The organism is Mycobacterium uberis (assembly GCF_003408705.1).
GTDB lineage: Bacteria > Actinomycetota > Actinomycetes > Mycobacteriales > Mycobacteriaceae > Mycobacterium > Mycobacterium uberis.
The window spans coordinates 373905-392092 of sequence record NZ_QAYL01000001.1 but is presented as its reverse complement, the minus strand read 5'-3'; the positions used below and the strand labels follow the sequence as shown (position 1 = coordinate 392092).

The following is an 18188-nucleotide window of genomic DNA, read 5'->3' as shown; positions in this document are numbered from 1 at the left end:
GCTTACTTTGTCTTCCTGGCGTTGCTGCCATTCATTCTAGGTGCATTGTCGCTGACCGTTCCCAGCACCAGCAGTTTCCACATCACCGACCCACACACCGGTACTCCGGATGCATCGACCCAGGTGCTGAAACCTGCTCCTGCTCACCGCGATCTCCATAGGCACCGCACTGGTAATCCACAACCGGGTTAGCGAAAGCACGATCTTCCAACGCCAATAAGCATTCGGCTTGTCCATCATAGCTTACTTGCTAGCCAAGACCGCAATCGTCTGCATGTTCGCCATCCTGCAATCGACAATCACTACCACGATCGTAATTCTCGGGAAAGGCACGCCGACTCGCGGCGCCGTGCTGTTGGGCTGCAGCATTTTACAGCCACAACCAAGCTGTTTGTGACTGCCACCACGACGTATAGTGCCTCATCTGTCCTTAGCCTGGCCATCTCGGTACGAGTCCGCCCTCGCAAGAAGATCTTACCGCTGTTCGTGGTGTAGATTATGGCGCAGCTAGTCTTGTGCGAGGGATAGTCTTGGTTGCCGGCCGGCTCATGCTTGGCCAACTGTCCGTCGCAATACCTGACCACCGGAGCTCACCGCGGCGGCATCAACGGTCGACCTGCCAGCCTTGGCGTCGCATTCGTTACCCGCCCAAGACCAGTTCTGGCAACACACATCGAAGATTTGGCTGTTCAACATCGGCATGTTGATGGGCATTGTCAGCTGTTCTACGCCAGCCATATGCGGCAGAAAGCCCAGCTCCGCCATTAAAGGTCAGTAGGGGCCGCTGAATCAGCGATAGGGTGACATCATCCATCCACCCAAGCATGAAACGTTCTGCCTGGCCGCCCGGATCAACTAGCGGATCCCAAAGGGATCGTACGGACCGTCGACAAGTACAAGGCCCAACCGTGGGGGCTCTATGTTGCTCGACCCACTCCCAGCCTAGCCCAATTCCATCCAAGGTTTTTCACGTCAAATCGGACCACAAACGGGATCACGACTACTACCTCAATGTGGGCAAGTAACAAGCCTGGCCCAGCCGTGTGGCGTTCCGAAGATCATTACCTAGACATCGAGGTCCACACCGGCGCAGCGGCAGGACTGACTGATGTCGACGAACTGCTGAATACCGTCCGTCACAGTTATACTGACCCCAGAAGTCACCGAGCAGACAGTGCGGCGTACTGTAGCTGCAGTCAACTGCCTGGCTCGCAACGACTATGACCTCTTAACGGTGGCTGGCTACCCATGGCATGGAAGTCACCTGGCATGGGCAATAGTTCGACAGGCGAGGGCCCAAACGCATTTCCGAGTTCAGTCACTTTACTTACCCCTACGAGCAACTTAACCAAACAGGCGACCTTTGAACTCGATGTAGCACATGCGTTATCGCATTGGTGAATCACGCAATAGTCAGCGTACAGCACCAATGTGGTCCATGTAACCCACGATAGACACCGTGCGTAATCTCAACAGTTATGAGCTCCGGCAAACGCAGGTGGATACCGATTATCGCCGTCACGTTTATTACTGCTGGCTCCCAGTTAAACCCAGCGACTGCGCGGAAGACCTTCACAATGTCACCTACATCGCCAGGATCGATGGGGTGACAATCGGAAGCCAGGCCACTCTCATCACCAGCGGCGGCCAGACGAATACCACTGGTCTGAGATGGAAGACCATCTTCTCACCTCAGTCGACCAATGGGTTAGACCGGTGCTCGGAAATACCGATCCCTTGAACAGTGCGCTGTGGTTCGGCGTACCCTTATCTACGTAGAGCCCATCTGGGGCCGCCATCTCGTAGAGTCGGCCCACTCCCAAGCTCGTCGGTAAGCGTCAAGGAACCACAGTTCCTTAGCGTCGGCGTAGCGGCGCATGTTGCCGTCCGCTAGCCAGTCCGCCGTACGCTTAGCGCCGAAGTAGTCGGTGAGCACATCCGGGTTGGCTTTCAGCCAGTCGACAAACAGCAAGCCGAATTGCTGATTGGGCCAGCCATCCACCCGGATATGCACGTGCGTCGGTCGGCCGGGATCTGCCGAGGCATGGAACCTCTTGTGCCATAACTCTGGATCGTTACTGTGTTCGTAGCGACCCATGGTGCTGCGGGCATCGGCCTTGGCGACATCAGCAGTGATGTACTGCAAACGCGGATACCCGGCAGACAGCAGGGATTCGGCGAGTTCGTCAGCCACCGCTAGTGACTCGACAGTGATCTGAATGTCGATGATGTCTTTGGCTTGAAAGCTCGGAAAATGCGGCACCGCGGTCGAGCCGATGTGGTCAACGCGCAACGCCTTGTGGCTACATGTAGTCTTCAACCGAGCAACAATGCGCTTCGCTTGGTCCGGCCAGGTCGGATCGACCGCGACCAGTCTTGCCGGTACATCGACCGTCCGACGCTGACTCAGGTTGTGGGCGAACGGCAATGCCCGGTGGTACCACACGTCACGAGCCTGCTGGACCAAAACCTCTGGGGCACTTGAATTATCCAACCAGACGTCGGCAACAGCACGGCGCTCCTCGTCACTAGCCTGCGCAGCGATCCTGGCGCGCGCGTCAGCTTCGGCCATACCGCGTTGCTCGACCAACCTTCGCACTCGCAGTTCGACGTCAGCATGCACCACAATGACCAGCGGGAACAACGGTGCCATCCCGGATTCCACCAGCAATGGAATGTCCTCGACCACAACCGCACCCTCGGATACCGCCGCAATGATCTCCGCGCGACGGTTAGCCACCAGCGGGTGTACAATCCCGTTAAGCACATCGCGCGCCGCGTCATTTCGAAAAGCCTTGGCAGCCAAAGCCCGCCGATCCAACGCGCCGTCGGAAAGCAGGATGTCCGCACCAAATGCATCGACCAGCAATGACAATCCTTCGGTACCGGGCTGCACCACTTCGCGTGCCAGTACATCACCGTCGACGATGACCCCACCACATTGCGAAAATATGCTGGACAACAACGACTTCCCGGCGCCGATGCCACCGGTGAGCCCGATGCGCAGCATTACGCGAATGCAGTCAGACCCGGGATTATGCGCTTCCGGCGAGCTTTTCCCGTAGAGCAGCTAGTTGGGCATCACTAGCCAGAGACCCGCCTGCAGTTTTCTCGGACGATGAACTGCCGCTGGCCGGGACTTGCTCGCTGCTGCCGTGTCCGGCCTCCTCGGCGGCAGCGAACTTCTCCATCTGGGTAGTGTGCATCTTGTGCCGACGCTCGGCTTCGGCGTAACGCGCCTCCCAGTCGGCGCGCTGGACGTCGAATCCTTCCAACCACTCGTTGGTTTCGGGATCAAAGCCCTCGGGAAAGATGTAGTTGCCCTGATCGTCATAACTGTCGGCCATGCCATACTTCGCCGGGTCGAACTCCTCGGTGTAGTCCTCGTTGGCCTGCTTCAAAGACAGCGAAATCCGGCGCCGCTCCAAGTCGATGTCGATGACTTTGACCATCGCATCGTCGCCAACGGCAACCACCTGATCAGGTACCTCGACGTGCCGCTCAGCCAACTCTGAGATGTGCACCAGACCTTCGATGCCCTCCTCAACACGGACGAAGGCACCGAACGGAACAAGCTTGGTGACCTTGCCTGGCACGATTTGGCCAATGGCGTGGGTACGAGCGAAGTGCCGCCACGGATCCTCCTGAGTTGCCTTGAGCGACAACGATACCCGCTCACGGTCCATATCGACGTCGAGCACCTCGACGGTGACCTCATCGCCCACCTGGACCACCTCGGACGGATGGTCAATGTGCTTCCAGGACAGTTCGGAGACATGCACCAGACCGTCCACACCGCCCAGATCAACGAACGCGCCAAAGTTGACGATGGACGACACCATGCCCTTGCGGATAGCGCCTTTCTGCAGCTGGTTGAGAAATTCGCTGCGCACCTCAGATTGGGTCTGCTCCAGCCAAGCCCGTCGTGACAACACCACGTTGTTGCGGTTCTTGTCCAGTTCGATGATCTTAGCCTCGATCTCCTTGCCGATATACGGCTGCAGATCGCGAACACGCCGCATCTCAACCAACGAGGCGGGCAGGAAGCCACGCAACCCGATATCGAGGATCAAGCCACCCTTGACCACCTCGATAACAGTGCCCTTGACGGCCTCGTCCTTCTCCTTAAGCGCCTCGATGGTGCCCCAGGCGCGCTCGTACTGCGCGCGCTTCTTGGAGAGAATGAGCCGGCCTTCTTTGTCCTCCTTGGTTAGGACCAGGGCTTCAACCTCGTCGCCGACGGAAACAACCTCGTTGGGGTCGACGTCGTGCTTGATAGAGAGCTCACGAGCAGGGATGACCCCCTCTGTCTTGTAGCCGATATCGAGGAGCACCTCATCCCGGTCCACTTTGACGATAGCGCCTTCGACGATGTCGCCATCGTTGAAGTACTTGATCGTTTTGTCTATTGCGGCGAGAAAGTCCTCACTAGAACCTATGTCGTTGACGGCTACTTGCGGCGAGGTGACGATGGGACTCGGCATATTGTTGGGTTGCTCCGGACAGATTCACTCGTATAGATATGATCAACATTACGTACCCACCATCCAGCACAGGCAGGCACCTACCGAGGCTACTCGACTGGGCACATGCCGGACAAACCCACGCCTTAACTCACCGAAAATGCGCGCTGCTCATTCACCAGCACATCCGCCACCTGCTGCAAACACGGTGATAACAAAATAGCTTGACTCATTCAACATACTCCGGTCATGCAACATTTTGGTCAAACATACTGCCGGCGTTCCTGTTGATATGCGTCATCCTCGCTGTTCTTCCCGGTCCCGCCACCGCATTGTTCCTGCACCGCTCGGTCCGAGCACGATTGTATAGCGGGTCTGACAATCATGGTTGGCAACAAAATCCGGTTGTTCGGCTGTATTATGACCAACCGCACGCTGTCAGAGGCACTGCATATCACCGGGACGGCAACCATGGTCTGGCTTCGGCACCAGCGCGTGGCGTAACACGAAGCACCCAACCGATATTGAGGTCCCCATCGCGCCCCGTGATAGAATGCCGCCTGCGATATCCCGTACGTCGTTGGTTTCGATCCCCGCCAACTCGAAAGCGGCCATGTCCGGGATCACGGTGCTGCCGCGGTTCCTGCCGTCCAACGAGGCGGCACTTCCGACGCTCTTCGTGCTGACGGCTATTCAGCTCGTAACCGACACCGCGTGATTTTTCGGTGTTGTTCTCGGCGCAGACCGGGCCCGCGAAATCCTTACCAGTGCGCACGTGCGCCAACGCATCATACGGACTTTCGACGCCGTCCTGCTGGCATTAGGCCTGAGCATAGGTGCCCACGCCTAAACTATTATCCTAAATACTAATAATTGAGTATATTTGAGTCAACGCGTCCGATTGCCACGCTAGTGCGCGGCGGCGTCCCAGGAGTGGCCAAAACCAACACTCACCTCCAACGGCACATCCAAGGGGTAGGCACTGCCCATCTGCTCGCGCACCACAGCCTCAATCTGCTCGTGCTCGCCGGGCGCGACTTCGAACAACAACTCGTCGTGTACCTGGAGCAGCATTCGTGACGCCAGTCCTGCCCCTTTGAGCGCCTTGTCAACCGCGATCATCGCCACCTTGATGATGTCTGCAGCACTGCCCTGGATCGGCGCGTTTAACGCTGCCCGCTCGGCCGCCTCCCGTACCTGACGATTACTGCTGTCCAGTTCAGGAAGGTAACGCCGACGACCCAACACAGTCGAGGTGTAGCCGTCATTGCGAGCCTGCTCGACAACATCCATCAGGTAGTCACGCACCCCACCAAATCGGGCAAAGTACTGCTCCATCTGGATCTTCGCCTCCTCGGTGGAGATTTTCAGCTGGGCAGACAACCCGTACGCGCTTAGCCCATAGGCAAGCCCATAAGATATCGCCTTGGCCCGACGCCGCAATTCGACGGTGACTTCCTCGATCGGCACGCCGAATGCCCGCGAAGCCACAAACGAATGCAGATCCTCCCCGGTATTGAAGGCCTCGATGAGACCCTCATCCTGGGATAGGTGTGCCATGATTCGCATCTCGATTTGGCTATAGTCGGCGGTCATCAGCTCGGTATAGCCACCATTACACGAGTCGACGACGAACGCATCCCGGATCTGCCGGCCGGCGTCGGTGCGGATTGGGATGTTCTGCAAGTTGGGTTCTGTTGAGGACAGCCGGCCGGTTGCCGCGATCGTCTGGTTGAACGTGGTATGAATCCGGCCATCCGCGGCGACCGCATTCAGCAGCCCGTCGACGGTGATTTTGAGCCGGGTAACGTCGCGGTGGGTGAGCAGATACTGCAGAAATAGGTGCCCGGTTTTGTCGAACAGAGACTGCAAAGCATCCGCGTCGGTGGTGTAGCCGGTCTTGGTTCGCTTGGTCTTCGGCATGCCCAGTTCATCGAACAACACGACTTGGAGCTGCTTGGGTGAGCCCAGATTGATCTGCTTGCCGATGACGGCATAAGCGGCCTCGGCAGCGTCTCGGATCTGATCGCCGAATTGGCTCTGCAACTCAGTGAGCAACCGCAAATCGACAGCGATGCCCGCCTTCTCCATGCCCGCTAGCACCTGTTGGACCGGCAGCTCCATCTCACCCAGTAGTGCAGTGGAATCGATGCGATCCAGCTCGGCGTCCAACGCATCGGCGAGGTCTGCCACGGCCCGGGCCCGCAATATCAGGGTCTGGGCGGCTTGCCCGTCCCCCCCGTCGATGTCATCAAGCAGCGAAAGCTGTTCCTGAGCAGAAGTTTCCGTGCGCAACTCGCGACACAGGTAGCGCAACGAAAGGTCGTCCAGAGTGAAGCTGCGTTGTCCCGGTCGCACCAGATAAGCCGCCAGTGCGGTATCAGATGTTATGCCGCCCAGCGTCCAACCACGTCCCGCAAAATCGTGCAGGGCTAGTTTCGCCTCATGCAGTGCTTTGGGTTTGGCGGGATCGGCCAACCAGCCAGCCAGCGCGGCCTCGTCGTCGGGAGTCAACGTCTCGGTATCGATGTAGCCGCCGTCGCCGTCGGCGACGGCTATGGCCAGTGCGGTGACGTCCCCGCCATGCGGCAGATGCGTACCCACGGCTACCAGCCCAAACCTGCGCCCGTCACCGACGTGATCAGCAAGCCACCGCCCCACCGTGCCGGCTTCTAGCACGTCGCCATGGACGTCGAACACCTCGTCGACCTCGGGGTCCACGGGGACCAAGGTCTCGAACAACCGGTCACGTAGCACCCGGAATTCCAGATCGTCGAAAAGCCGGTGAATTTGGTCGCGATCCCACGGCTGCAGCCGCAGCGTGTCCGGAGTTGGCATCAGCGGCACATCTTTGATGAGGTCGGTAAGCTCCCGGTTGCGCACCACGCTGACTAGATGTGCCCGCAACGCGTCGCCCACCTTGCCGCGCACCGACTCGACGTTGTCGACCAGTCCCTGGAGCGAGCCATACTCGACAATCCACTTGGCCGCGGTTTTCTCTCCCACGCCGGGAATGCCGGGCAGGTTGTCGCTGGGATCGCCACGTAGTGCCGCGAAGTCAGGGTACTGTGCCGGCGTCAGCCCGTATTTTTCGATGACGACTTCCGGGGTGAAGCGGGTAAGTTCACTAACGCCTTTGCGCGGATAAAGCACCGTCACGTCGTCACTGACTAACTGCAGCGCGTCACGGTCACCGGTAACTACCAACACGCGGTAACCCTCACTTTCGGCTTGACTAGCCAACGTCGCAATAAGATCATCCGCTTCGAATCCAGCCTCCGCGAGCACCGTGATTCCCAACGCGCCCAGCACTTCCTTGGTGATATCAATCTGGCCGTGGAACTCATCGGGAGCCCGTGACCGGTTAGCCTTGTACTCTGGATAGCGCTCGGACCGAAACGTCTGGCACGACAGGTCAAACGCTGCGGCGATGTGCGTCGGAGCCTCATCACGCAGCAGGTTAATCAGCATGGCCGTGAAACCGTACACCGCGTTGGTGGTGAAGCCACCGCGGGTCTTGAAATTCTCCGCTGGCAGTGCGTAGAACGCGCGGAATGCCAGCGAATGACCATCCAACAACATCAGCGTCGGCTTAGCTTGGTCTTGGCAGGCTTTACTAGCGGCGGTGGCTGCGCTCACGACTCACACTCTAAGGTTTATGAGCGACGACCCGCCGCGCCAGGCTTCACCGCAAAACTGCAACACGTTTCAGTTTTGTAGTTCGGCTCGGTACGCTGGCGCTATGCCAGAGGCTACCCATCATGAACCAGCGATCGAAGGTTGGTTTGCCACCGACTACACCGGAAATCCACATCTGATCGGCAGCAAGTGTCCCCAATGCGGCACCTACGTCTTCCCACCTCGGGAGAACAACTGCCCCAACCCAGCCTGCACCAGCGACACACTTGAATCCGTCACGTTGTCGACACGGGGGACGCTGTGGAGCTACACCGAAAACCGGTACGCACCACCCCCGCCCTATCCTTCCCCAGATCCTTTTGAACCGTTCGCCGTCGCCGCGGTTGAGCTAACCCACGAAGGAATAATCGTGTTGGGCAAGGTGGTGGAAGGCACATTGGCCACCGACCTGAAGGTCGGTATTGAGATGAAGCTAGCCACCATGCCACTGTTCGTCGACGATGACGGTGTCGAACGCATCGTGTATGGGTGGAGTATCGCGTGAGCATGAGCACACCTGAACCAGTGTACATCCTCGGCGCCGGCATGCACCCGTGGGGCAAGTGGGGCAACGACTTCACCGAGTACGGAGTGATCGCCGCCCGTAACGCTCTCACCGAAGCCGGTTTGGACTGGCGTCAGATCCAGCTGGTGGCCGGTGCAGACACGATCCGCAACGGGTATCCGGGGTTCGTTGCCGGTGCCACATTCGCGCAGAAACTCGGTTGGAACGGCGTGCCAGTCAGCTCGAGCTATGCCGCGTGCGCTAGCGGTTCTCAGGCACTGCAAAATGCGCGAGCGCAGATCCTGGCCGGTTTCTGCGACGTCGCGCTGGTCATAGGCGCCGACACTACGCCGAAGGGCTTTTTTGCACCGGTGGGAGGCGAGCGCCGCAACGATCCGGACTGGCAGCGGTTCCATCTCATTGGGGCTACCAACCCGGTGTATTTCGCGCTGCTTGCGCGGCGACGAATGGATCTGTACGGGGCGACACTCGAAGACTTCGCCCAGGTGAAAGTCAAGAATTCCCGACATGGCCTGCAGAATCCCAATGCCCGGTTTCGCAAGGAGACATCGGTCGACGACGTAATGGCCAGCCCGGTGGTGGCCGATCCGTTGCGGCTGCTAGATATCTGCGCCACTTCCGACGGAGCGGCGGCGCTGGTCGTGGCGAGCGCGAAGTTCGCCCGCCAACACCTCGACTCGCTGAACAATGTGCCGTCGGTACGCGCGATCAGCACCGTCACCCCACACTATCCGCAATCCCTTCCCGAATTACCAGACATCGCAACGGATTCCACTGCTGTTGTACCAGCACCAGACCGAGTGTTCAAGGACCAGATTCTCGATGCAGCCTATGCCGAGGCCAGCATGGAGCCTAGCGACCTGAGCCTAGCCGAGGTTTATGACCTGTCCACCGCATTGGAACTCGACTGGTATGAACACCTGGGGCTGTGCGCTAAGGGTGAAGCTGAGGCACTGCTGCGCAGTGGCGCGACCACTTTGGGCGGGAAGATCCCGGTCAACCCGTCGGGAGGGCTAGCATGCTTCGGCGAAGCCATCCCCGCCCAGGCGATCGCCCAGGTCTGCGAACTAACCTGGCAACTCCGTGGACAAGCCACCGGCCGTCAAGTCGAGCATGCCAAGGTTGGCATCACCGCCAACCAGGGCCTGTTCGGACATGGCTCGTCGGTAATCGTGGCACGCTAAGGGCCTTTCTCGCGCATTTGCTGTCCGAGCGTGCTGTGCCGATCGACTCAAGTGTCTTTGTCGGTGTCTTTAGGAGTGTCGAGGGTTTCCAGGACGACCTCAGCCACCCGTTTCATCGTGGTCCGTCGATCCATGGCGGCACGCTGAATCCATTTGAACGCCTCAGGCTCGGTCATGCCTTGTTTGACCTGCAGTAGGCTTTTGGCGCGCTCGACGAGCTTGCGGGTCTCCAGCCGGTCAGCCAACGTCGCCACTTCGCGTTCCAGCGCGGTAAGTTCACTAAACCGGCTCACCGCCAATTCGATGGCCGGGATCAAATCGCTGATGGTGAAAGGCTTCACCAAGTAGGCCATCGCCCCGGCATCGCGTGCACGTTCGACCAAATCGCGCTGGCTGAATGCGGTCAGCACCACGATCGGTGCGATGCGTTTGCTGGCAATCTCCGATGCTGCGTCGATCCCATCACGGCGCGGCATCTTCACATCCATGATCACCAGATCGGGTTTATGAAGCTCTGCTAGTTCGACCGCTTCCTGGCCATCAGCGGCCTCGCCGACGATATCGTAACCCTCATCTCGCAGTATCTCGGCCAGGTCAAGTCGGATGAGTGCTTCATCTTCAGCAATCAGAACCCGGTGTGGCGTGGCGGGATCAGTGTCGATCGGAGGTCCGGTCATGACGACATTCTGACGTGGCCGCTAACAACTAGTAACCTCGGGGGCAGTGAGAACCCGTTGGAGGCTCCTCAATAATGTTGAAGGCTCCTCTAAGGTAATTGCACCAGGTAAAGCCCTCGTATCCCAACTGGCAGAGGAAACGGACTCAAAACCCGTTCAGTGTGGGTTCGAATCCCACCGAGGGCACCATTGAAAGCTGTCGGCAATTCACTGACTACGCTCAGCAAACATTGAGCTTAGCGATTAGACTTTGAGAGTATCCGCTAAGAAGTGCGGCGCCTTATCGGCAGGACCAGATGGCTCGGCGCGCAGCCTAGGCTTTGTCGCAGCCATGTGGAAACAATCCTGCGACCGGCAATCAGTACTACACCGAAACCACACACGGCGGCAGCGCATGCTTACCATCACCGCCCGACTGGCCATGGTGGTAAGCGCAAGCTTGGTGATTGTGCGGAGGTGTAGAAATGTCCTTGGAATCGCGGCAGCTGCTGGACCTGACATGAGCACTGGGATCAGACGCATCCAGACTACTACAAGCCAACCGCACATCTGGATGCCTATACCGAGAACTGATGGCCATAAGCCATCGCCAAACGTACGTGCCCCTGCATGACGGTGGTGACCATCGATCACCACAAGTATGCTATCATCATCGATGACCAAATTGTCAATGTAACCGCGGATGTTTCGGATAGCGGACCCCGCTATCCCGCGGCGATCGCAAGCATGGCGAAATCCGATGCAGCCGGTCGCCGTCAGAAAGCCCTGCTGACCGTATCAATCCTGTTGCAACAACGGCTGTTACGCATTTTAACAGCCAGCACAATGGAGATGTTGTCGCTAGGCAGTGCGCTGGCACTTGCTGAGGTTCCGGCATAGTTGATCACCCGGGCCTGGCAAATGCTGTCCATGCTGGACCTGTCCGTTGTGGTAGTCGAGGTACGACCCTTCACGATTTCGCAGGGCTTACTGTATTATTGCGAGCGACTGGTCACGCTCAATATTGCGCTATGTGCAGCCAGCACCGCTCACGTGCAGATCTATTATCGGCTAGCCTGCGAACCGACAGCGGCTGCCGCCCGACTGCACAGTGGTGAACTAGTGGCACGAGCCGGTGCTGACGTCAACAAATTGGCCAACACTCTGGTTCGAGCCGTGGTGCCCATGGGTGTCGCACTAGTCTTGTTACTGGCGGACACCGCGGTTGTTACGGCTATTTCGCAGCCGTCCACAGCAATACTGGCAATCTTTCTGTTAATTACAAGCATTGTGGCACCGTGGTTTGCCGGTAGGACCATTGTGTCGCAAGGAACAATTTTCCGGCAACATCATTCCGAGTGCTATATGTCGGCGATGACCGCGCTCGAATACTCACCTAAACTTCTCGTCGCAGATGCGCATCTGGTTGTCATCGCCGAATCGCGACGTCAGCAACGTGCTCGGGGTGCCGTCCTCGACACCGCAACCAGATCAGCTGCGGTCGTTGAGGCGATGCCGACCGTGGCGATTCGGGGCCAGCATGCTCGGATCCCTGGTGGCCGGAATCGTAATAATCCCAACTGTCGCACCAACTACACTGACTGTCCGGATGTTGTTACCACTGAGCATATTTGAAGCAATAGCTCCATGACCTGCGGCCACCATCCAGTTGATACGATCGCGGATCGTGGCACGCCACTTCCTCGACCTAGCTCCGTCAAACCCGCCCTTGGCGTGCGGAATCTAGAACAACACCACCGTTAGCTACCTGCACCAGCCGGTTATTCGTCGATATTTGTTCAGGACACGCCGATGCAATGCGGCCGACCCGGATGACCCTCGACCTGCCTACCGGTGCCCGGCTGACCGTCACCGGTGCCAGTAAAGCTGTTAAGATGACACTGCTGTCGTTGCTACGCGGACAGATGATACTGGACGGAGTTGATGTCAGCCAACTCGGTGAAGGTCAATTCCACAGTAATGTCAGCACAACCTATTGGTAACGCACAGCGATTACCCAGACGACGACTTGACCTTAACATTGGCGGCAGTCGACCTCAGCAATTCAGTGCAGGAGGTTGTTACTGGCTCGTGCGGTGCCCTCACCCACCCGGATCGTGCTACTCGACAAACCCGCCGAACACCTCGATACGATCGACACCGAATGATATGCTTACCTCTTGTTTCTTACTTACGCATTGACATCCAATGATAGGACCATTGGGTGACTACTCATTGCCTACCCAAAAACCTTCGCTGCTACGAACTACGTATCGACACAGCGAGGGTGTCCTCAGTTTCGGCCAACTAATCTCAAAAGCTTTGAACTGCAACAGCTAAAAACCGAACCATCTGACGGTCATCGCTTCGCATCGCCATCAACCGGAACGACCGGCGACGGCTGGGCTGAGAATATCCGGGTTGATGCGTCACCCGTCGAAGAACCTAATTGCGTGCAGTCGTGGACAGTTGTTCCATCAGTGCCTGCTATAACTTGTCGCCGGCAGCGATGAAATATCGGTCAAGGAGCTGCCACGCAATCAGCATCTTAGCGATATAAGCGAGTTATCCAGGCCCGTGAAAAGGTCTTTGTGCAATCCACGGTAGTCCGTCGACAGCCTCAACACCGCGGCATCCAATATGTCGTGTCCATCCCGATACATATCGATGTCCGTCGCTCAGACCTCGATGAGAAAAGTGACGGTATTCCACTGTTTAAGCCCCATGCTCAGAACGTCGCCCGCGGCCTCAAGGGTGAATCTCGACGCACAATACGAACCGATCAACGGAAGCGCTACCTTGCCAATGAGATTCGAGATGAGCACGATCTGAACCCGTGCACGCCATAGCCGTGGCAGTACCGTCTGGGTCACCGCGATCTGGCTGATAACGTTTACTTCGAATTGCCTCCGCAGCTCCGCCAGCGATAGAGCTTCGAGGAGAACGCCGGCAATGGCACCGGCATTGTTGCCGACGGCATCCAGGCTCTTGGGAAGCAAATCATACAGTGCAACAACATGATTAGCGTCAGTGATATCGAATATGACCGGCGAATTCGGATGGTCCGCTGTGATCGTGGTCGCTTCGCCGTCAGCGCAGAACCCGGCGAACACATCCCAGCCATTCGCCGCCAAGTGGATAGCAAGCGAGCGTCCGCTCCCACTGGCGAGGTCGGTGGTAAGGGCCGATAGCATGCCCGCGGTTGTAGACCCAGTCCAGCGCATGATCGGACTGTTTCAAAATCGACAGGCCGGGCGGGCTGATTGGCCGCTAATACCTCCTTAAAAGTGTCGACGACACAGCATTAAATCAAGCTATAGCAACACGAACACCAAGAGAATTATCTTCAGATCGAGGTCAGTGCATAGCATCACTCGTACATTGTGTGCAACTTACACACATACAGCATAACAACTCAAGTGCCATCAACGGGTCTAGGATATAGATCAACTGGTAGAAGACGCGCTGCAATCGACCGGACTGTGCGTTGTCGAAGATCTCCGGGAATGCCGCAACCAACAGCAACATCCGCCGCTCCCCGGAATCTTTGACGAGCATTGTCACCGTCGATACTAAGATCCCGTTCGTTGTTCCAATACAACACCAAAGCATATCAAGGGTGGTATCGGTACCACCGCCGGCAGTCCCATACCAGTAAACGGCCCAAAGCGTTCTTGGCGATAAGAAGCTACACGCCGGGAAACCTTTCCCCCTGCACCCCATCGAGATTCACATAGAATCCGCGAGCCATGTGTGCTTTGCTGGGGGAGAACGCACTATGGCAGTCAGCTCAGCAAGCCGCTTATCGTCCAGTTCCTGTCCTGCCACGATATCGGTCGTGATGCTGCAATTGTGGGTGTATTGCACTGTCCTTGACACAGGTTGCGGAACTTCCGTCCCACCATGTTAAAGCTAGCCACGTCGGTGACGACATCGCTGCCGATTGGTATTGCCCACAGCGATTGCCCAAGCGTGACAGGATCACGCCATAGCTTGAGCCGCCGCTCGCTGCAACCCATCCACCAGCCGTGGATATGACACATGGCGGCAAAGCCGGTTACCAACTCGGGAATTGTCCCTCAGTACCGATCAGGTCCCCGCCAACCACCGCATAGCCCATCCACGTCCAGTATGCCAGCGCCGCGATACCGTCCGCCGTGAAATAGCAGCTCTTACCCCTCTGCATGGCGAACGGTACCAGGGATATCCCCGTGGTGGCGTTGATCAGATCAATCTCGATACGCACGGAAAATCCGCAGGTTGCGAACGTAACGGGATAGGCCACATTCACACCATCCTCGAGCTAGCGATCAGCACGACAACGGGCAAATCGACGAACGAGCATATGCACACCCCAAGCCCACCAACACGAAGAGAGCCGCAGTGGTCGCGTACATGGTCGTCACCGGACGTCCCATGAAGATGCTACGAGCGACCGATGCCACGACAGCCAGGACTGCCATCGACCAGCGGCATGCCACTTCGAATGATGATCGCGATGAGCGAGCAACACGATCAGCCAGAGTGCGGCACAGAACAAAACCGCAGCATCGATCCCACGGGCAACGAGCGAATCGACGCGAACCACGACGCGGTCACTGCACGCGGAGCCTCGGCACGACATCGATCGGCAGTCCGTTGACAATTACCTCCCGAGTTGATACTTCTCAACGACGCAGCTCACCCACCACTTCCACCTACCGAAACACTACGCCTGATCAGGACAGTACTGAGCCGAAATTAGGCGATTAGCTTGCGCATCTAAGCTATTGACGGTAAGTGGGAAAATATTTTAGTACCCCTTCTTGGACCACCGTGGCAATGAGTTGCCCCGAGCGATCAAACAAATGCCCAGTACCCAACCCGCGTGAATCCGCAGCCACTGGCGACGACGTCGAGTACAACACCCAGTCATCGAAATTCACTTGCCGATGAAACCACACCGAATGGTTGGCGGACACAGCGAAAATGCGGTCTAAGCCCCATGACAACCCGTGGACGGTTATGACCGAGTCCAGCACGGTGGTGTCCGTGGAATACAGCATTGCCGCGGTGTGTAGTACGGGATCGTTGGGCAGTGCACCCAGCGCCTTGACCCAGACTCCATTGTGGGCAAGCCGTTGGCCTTTGTCACGCATCACCCAAGACGGATCGTTGGTGTAACGCCATTCGATCGGTTGCAACGCGTTGACAAAGTGCGACATGGTCTGCTCGTAGCCACGTAACAGCTCACCAATCGGCGGCCGAGTATGGGGTTCGGCTACTTCCGGCGGCTTGACAGCATGCTCGAGGCCGCGACCGCCAGACATGTACGAAACCATCGCTGAGGACAACAACAAGCCTTCCTGCATAGCGTCGACGCGACGATTAGCGAAGCGCCGCTCGTCACGCAACCGCATCACGTGAAACTCGATGTCCTTGGCTGTATCACCACCGTTAATGAAGTGCACCGAGAATGCGCTGGGCGGCAGGTCGTCTCGGGTTAACGTGCGGCTACTAGCCACAAAGGACTGCGCCATGAGCTGCCCGCCGAATGTCCGCAGCGGGTTCTTGCTGGGATGAGATCCAATGAATAGGTCGTCGGCGACACGGTTGAGATCCAATACCGCAAGCAGTTCCTCGAAGTCCGGCGTGGTTCTTATCCCAGGGTCTTCTCGCACGTTCGGCTCATCACCAGCCGACACGGGTTCTCCTCAAGCTGATAGCCCAACTCCTCCCCGGGCCGGTGCCCCGATTCGCATCGTCGCCAATCGGGGCTCCCTATACGTCGTTCTCCCCGATCCGGTGCACATGGATCAGGTTTGTCGAGCCTACCGTGCCAGGTGGCGCGCCAGCGACGATCACCACCAAATCACCACACTTGTAGCGACCAAGTTCGAGCAGTGACTTGTCCACCTGGCGAATCATGCCGTCAGTGGACAGCATCTTTGGGACGAGGAATGTCTCGGTGCCCCAAGTCATGGCAAGTTGACTGCGCACCTCGGGCCATGCAGTGAAGGCAAGCAGCGGCAATGGGGTATGTAGACGCGCCAGTCGCCGCACAGTGTCACCGGATTGAGTGAACGCGACCAAGGCCTTGGCGTCAAGTCGTTCACCGATATCGCGAGCAGCGTACGAGATCACGCCCCGCTTGGTGCGAGGCACGTGCGTTAACGGCGGTGCGGCCGTGGAATTCTCCTCCACGGCGCACACAATGCGTGACATCGTTTTCACAGCCGCCAGCGGGTACTTCCCCACTGACGTTTCCCCGGACAACATGAGCGCGTCGGCGCCGTCGAGCACCGCATTGGCGACGTCGGAGGCTTCGGCTCGAGTCGGTCGTGAGTTCTCGATCATCGAGTCGAGCATCTGGGTCGCTACGATGACCGGCTTCGCATTTTCCCTTGCCATCTGGATAGCCCGCTTCTGCACCAGTGGGACTTCTTCTAGCGGCAGCTCGACACCTAGATCACCGCGAGCCACCATGATGGCATCGAAGGCCAGCACGATAGCTTCGAGGTTGTCGACAGCTTCCGGTTTTTCTAGCTTGGCGATCACTGGTACCCGCCGCCCGATACGATCCATCACCTCGTGGACCAGCTCGACGTCCGACGGCGAGCGCACGAACGACAACGCAACCAGGTCGACGCCGAGGTTCAGCACGAACGTGAGATCCTCGATGTCCTTGTCCGACAAGGCCGGAGCGGACACGTTCATCCCCGGCAGCGACATGCCTTTGTTGTTGCTAACCGGGCCTCCTTCAGTGACAGTACAGACCACATCGTCGCCCTCGATAGCCGAGACCGCCAGTTCGACCTTGCCATCGTCGACCAGAACCCGGTCACCAACCACCGCGTCTCTGGCCAACTCCTTGTAAGTGGTTGATACCCGGTCGTGACTGCCATAACAGTCGGCCACCGTGATCCGTACCGTTTCACCGTCAGCCCAGTAGGTGGGTCCGGTGGCAAAGCGGCCCAGCCTAATCTTCGGGCCCTGCAGGTCGGCAAGCACACCGACCGCGCGGCCGGTGGCATCAGACGCGACACGCACCCGATCGTAGGCGGCTTTGTGATCAGCGTAATCGCCGTGACTAAAGTTGATTCGGGCAACGTCCATTCCGGCTTCGACCAGCGCCCGGATCAACTCGTCCGATTGTGTTGCAGGGCCAAGGGTACAGACGATTTTCCCGCGTCTCGTCACGGCGAGCTAGCCTAGTCTCGCCAACAGCCGTCGCGGATTTCGGGTACATAAGGATTTCGGGTACATAAGAACAGTGAACGTATCCGGTGCAGCGCGTGGCTACCCGCTGTAAACGGTCGGAACCAACGGGAACCCTGGCAAGTTGCGTAGCACCATCCACACGATCGACGCGACCACGATCATCAACCACGCAGCTGTCGGCAGTGCTTGCTGTCCACGGCGGCGACACAGCACAACCCAGCCGATCAACACTGGGATTCCGATCAACAGGAATACATTGTCATTGACAGCCACCGCCAGATTGCCATGCAACAGGTCATACGTCAAACGAAGACCGCCACAAAGCGGGCATTTCCAGCCCGTGACCATCACGAAGAGACACAATGGATACACCGAATCCGCGTTGTGCGGGTCGACGAGTCCAATATAGCTAAACGCACCGACCAACAACACGCCCGCACCAACTATGCCGCCAAGACAACGACGCGGGCCCTGCCGACGA

The 18188-nt window shown here is 58.0% G+C and carries 17 protein-coding genes, 1 tRNA gene and 2 pseudogenes; 9 read left to right on the top strand and 11 right to left on the bottom strand.

The window, feature by feature from the left end:
- Window positions 1–36: 36 nt before the first annotated feature.
- Complete coding sequence (locus MUBE_RS16645; protein WP_243632726.1) at window positions 37–240, bottom strand: hypothetical protein; 204 nt, start codon at window positions 238–240, stop codon at window positions 37–39.
- Between the two features lie 306 nt (window positions 241–546).
- Window positions 547–765, bottom strand: coding sequence for a hypothetical protein (locus tag MUBE_RS16640; RefSeq protein ID WP_243632725.1), 219 nt, complete (start codon window positions 763–765; stop codon window positions 547–549).
- Window positions 766–873: 108 nt separating this feature from the next.
- Between MUBE_RS16640 and MUBE_RS16635 the strand changes: the two are divergent.
- Window positions 874–1280 (top strand): annotated as a pseudogene (locus MUBE_RS16635) (DUF402 domain-containing protein).
- 198 nt (window positions 1281–1478) lie between these two features.
- Window positions 1479–1779 (top strand): annotated as a pseudogene (locus tag MUBE_RS19235) (hypothetical protein).
- Here MUBE_RS19235 and coaE read toward each other — a convergent pair.
- Together coaE and rpsA are read right to left on the bottom strand one after the other, a co-directional pair.
- Entirely contained in the window at window positions 1772–3010 is a 1239-nt protein-coding gene (coaE, locus tag MUBE_RS01675) for a dephospho-CoA kinase (RefSeq protein ID WP_116539217.1), read from the bottom strand. The pseudogene MUBE_RS19235 and the gene coaE sit on opposite strands and share 8 nt — an antisense overlap.
- A 25-nt stretch (window positions 3011–3035) precedes the next feature.
- Window positions 3036–4484: a 30S ribosomal protein S1 gene (gene rpsA / locus MUBE_RS01670; protein ID WP_116539216.1), complete on the bottom strand. Its 1449-nt coding sequence runs from the start codon at window positions 4482–4484 to the stop codon at window positions 3036–3038.
- Between the two features lie 532 nt (window positions 4485–5016).
- Between rpsA and MUBE_RS16630 the strand changes: the two genes are divergently transcribed.
- Window positions 5017–5181, top strand: coding sequence for a hypothetical protein (locus MUBE_RS16630; RefSeq protein WP_243632724.1), 165 nt, complete (start codon window positions 5017–5019; stop codon window positions 5179–5181).
- Window positions 5182–5372: 191 nt separating this feature from the next.
- Here the strand turns inward: MUBE_RS16630 and polA are convergent, their stop codons facing one another.
- Complete coding sequence (polA, locus tag MUBE_RS01660; protein WP_116539305.1) at window positions 5373–8045, bottom strand: DNA polymerase I; 2673 nt, start codon at window positions 8043–8045, stop codon at window positions 5373–5375.
- A gap of 160 nt (window positions 8046–8205) precedes the next feature.
- Here polA and MUBE_RS01655 point away from each other — a divergent pair, with 160 nt between their 5' ends.
- A complete protein-coding gene (locus MUBE_RS01655) occupies window positions 8206–8646 on the top strand; it encodes a Zn-ribbon domain-containing OB-fold protein (RefSeq protein WP_116539304.1) in 441 nt (146 codons plus the stop codon).
- Window positions 8643–9851, top strand: a complete 1209-nt coding sequence (locus MUBE_RS01650) for a lipid-transfer protein (protein ID WP_116539215.1) — start codon at window positions 8643–8645, stop codon at window positions 9849–9851. The genes MUBE_RS01655 and MUBE_RS01650 overlap by 4 nt, the downstream gene beginning before the upstream one ends.
- A gap of 47 nt (window positions 9852–9898) precedes the next feature.
- Here the strand turns inward: MUBE_RS01650 and MUBE_RS01645 are convergent, their stop codons facing one another.
- Complete coding sequence (locus MUBE_RS01645) at window positions 9899–10528, bottom strand: ANTAR domain-containing response regulator (protein WP_116539214.1); 630 nt, start codon at window positions 10526–10528, stop codon at window positions 9899–9901.
- A 112-nt stretch (window positions 10529–10640) separates the two neighbouring features.
- Here MUBE_RS01645 and MUBE_RS01640 point away from each other — a divergent pair.
- The 4 genes from MUBE_RS01640 (at window position 10641) to MUBE_RS16615 (ending at window position 12510) form a co-directional block, all read left to right on the top strand.
- Window positions 10641–10717, top strand: a tRNA-Leu gene (locus MUBE_RS01640).
- 420 nt (window positions 10718–11137) lie between these two features.
- The gene (locus tag MUBE_RS16625; RefSeq protein ID WP_243632723.1) at window positions 11138–11407 is read left to right on the top strand and encodes a hypothetical protein; all 270 of its coding nucleotides are present in this window, start codon (window positions 11138–11140) and stop codon (window positions 11405–11407) included.
- A complete protein-coding gene (locus MUBE_RS16620) occupies window positions 11408–12142 on the top strand; it encodes an ABC transporter domain-containing protein (protein ID WP_243632722.1) in 735 nt (244 codons plus the stop codon).
- Between the two features lie 182 nt (window positions 12143–12324).
- The gene (locus MUBE_RS16615) at window positions 12325–12510 is read left to right on the top strand and encodes a P-loop NTPase family protein (RefSeq protein ID WP_243632721.1); all 186 of its coding nucleotides are present in this window, start codon (window positions 12325–12327) and stop codon (window positions 12508–12510) included.
- A gap of 675 nt (window positions 12511–13185) precedes the next feature.
- Here the strand turns inward: MUBE_RS16615 and MUBE_RS01630 are convergent.
- From MUBE_RS01630 to MUBE_RS01610, 5 genes are all read right to left on the bottom strand, one after another.
- Window positions 13186–13701 carry an SDR family NAD(P)-dependent oxidoreductase gene (locus MUBE_RS01630; RefSeq protein WP_165849629.1) on the bottom strand — a complete coding sequence of 172 codons (516 nt, stop codon included), beginning with the start codon at window positions 13699–13701 and terminating at the stop codon, window positions 13186–13188.
- An 863-nt stretch (window positions 13702–14564) separates the two neighbouring features.
- Window positions 14565–14792: a hypothetical protein gene (locus tag MUBE_RS16610; protein WP_243632720.1), complete on the bottom strand. Its 228-nt coding sequence runs from the start codon at window positions 14790–14792 to the stop codon at window positions 14565–14567.
- A 481-nt stretch (window positions 14793–15273) separates the two neighbouring features.
- Window positions 15274–16149: an acyl-CoA thioesterase II gene (locus tag MUBE_RS01620; protein WP_116539303.1), complete on the bottom strand. Its 876-nt coding sequence runs from the start codon at window positions 16147–16149 to the stop codon at window positions 15274–15276.
- Window positions 16150–16267: 118 nt separating this feature from the next.
- Window positions 16268–17686, bottom strand: coding sequence for a pyruvate kinase (pyk, locus tag MUBE_RS01615; protein WP_116539212.1), 1419 nt, complete (start codon window positions 17684–17686; stop codon window positions 16268–16270).
- Window positions 17687–17785: 99 nt separating this feature from the next.
- On the bottom strand, window positions 17786–18139 hold the full coding sequence (locus MUBE_RS01610; protein ID WP_341537688.1) for a DUF2752 domain-containing protein: 354 nt from the start codon (window positions 18137–18139) through the stop codon (window positions 17786–17788).
- Window positions 18140–18188: the final 49 nt, after the last annotated feature.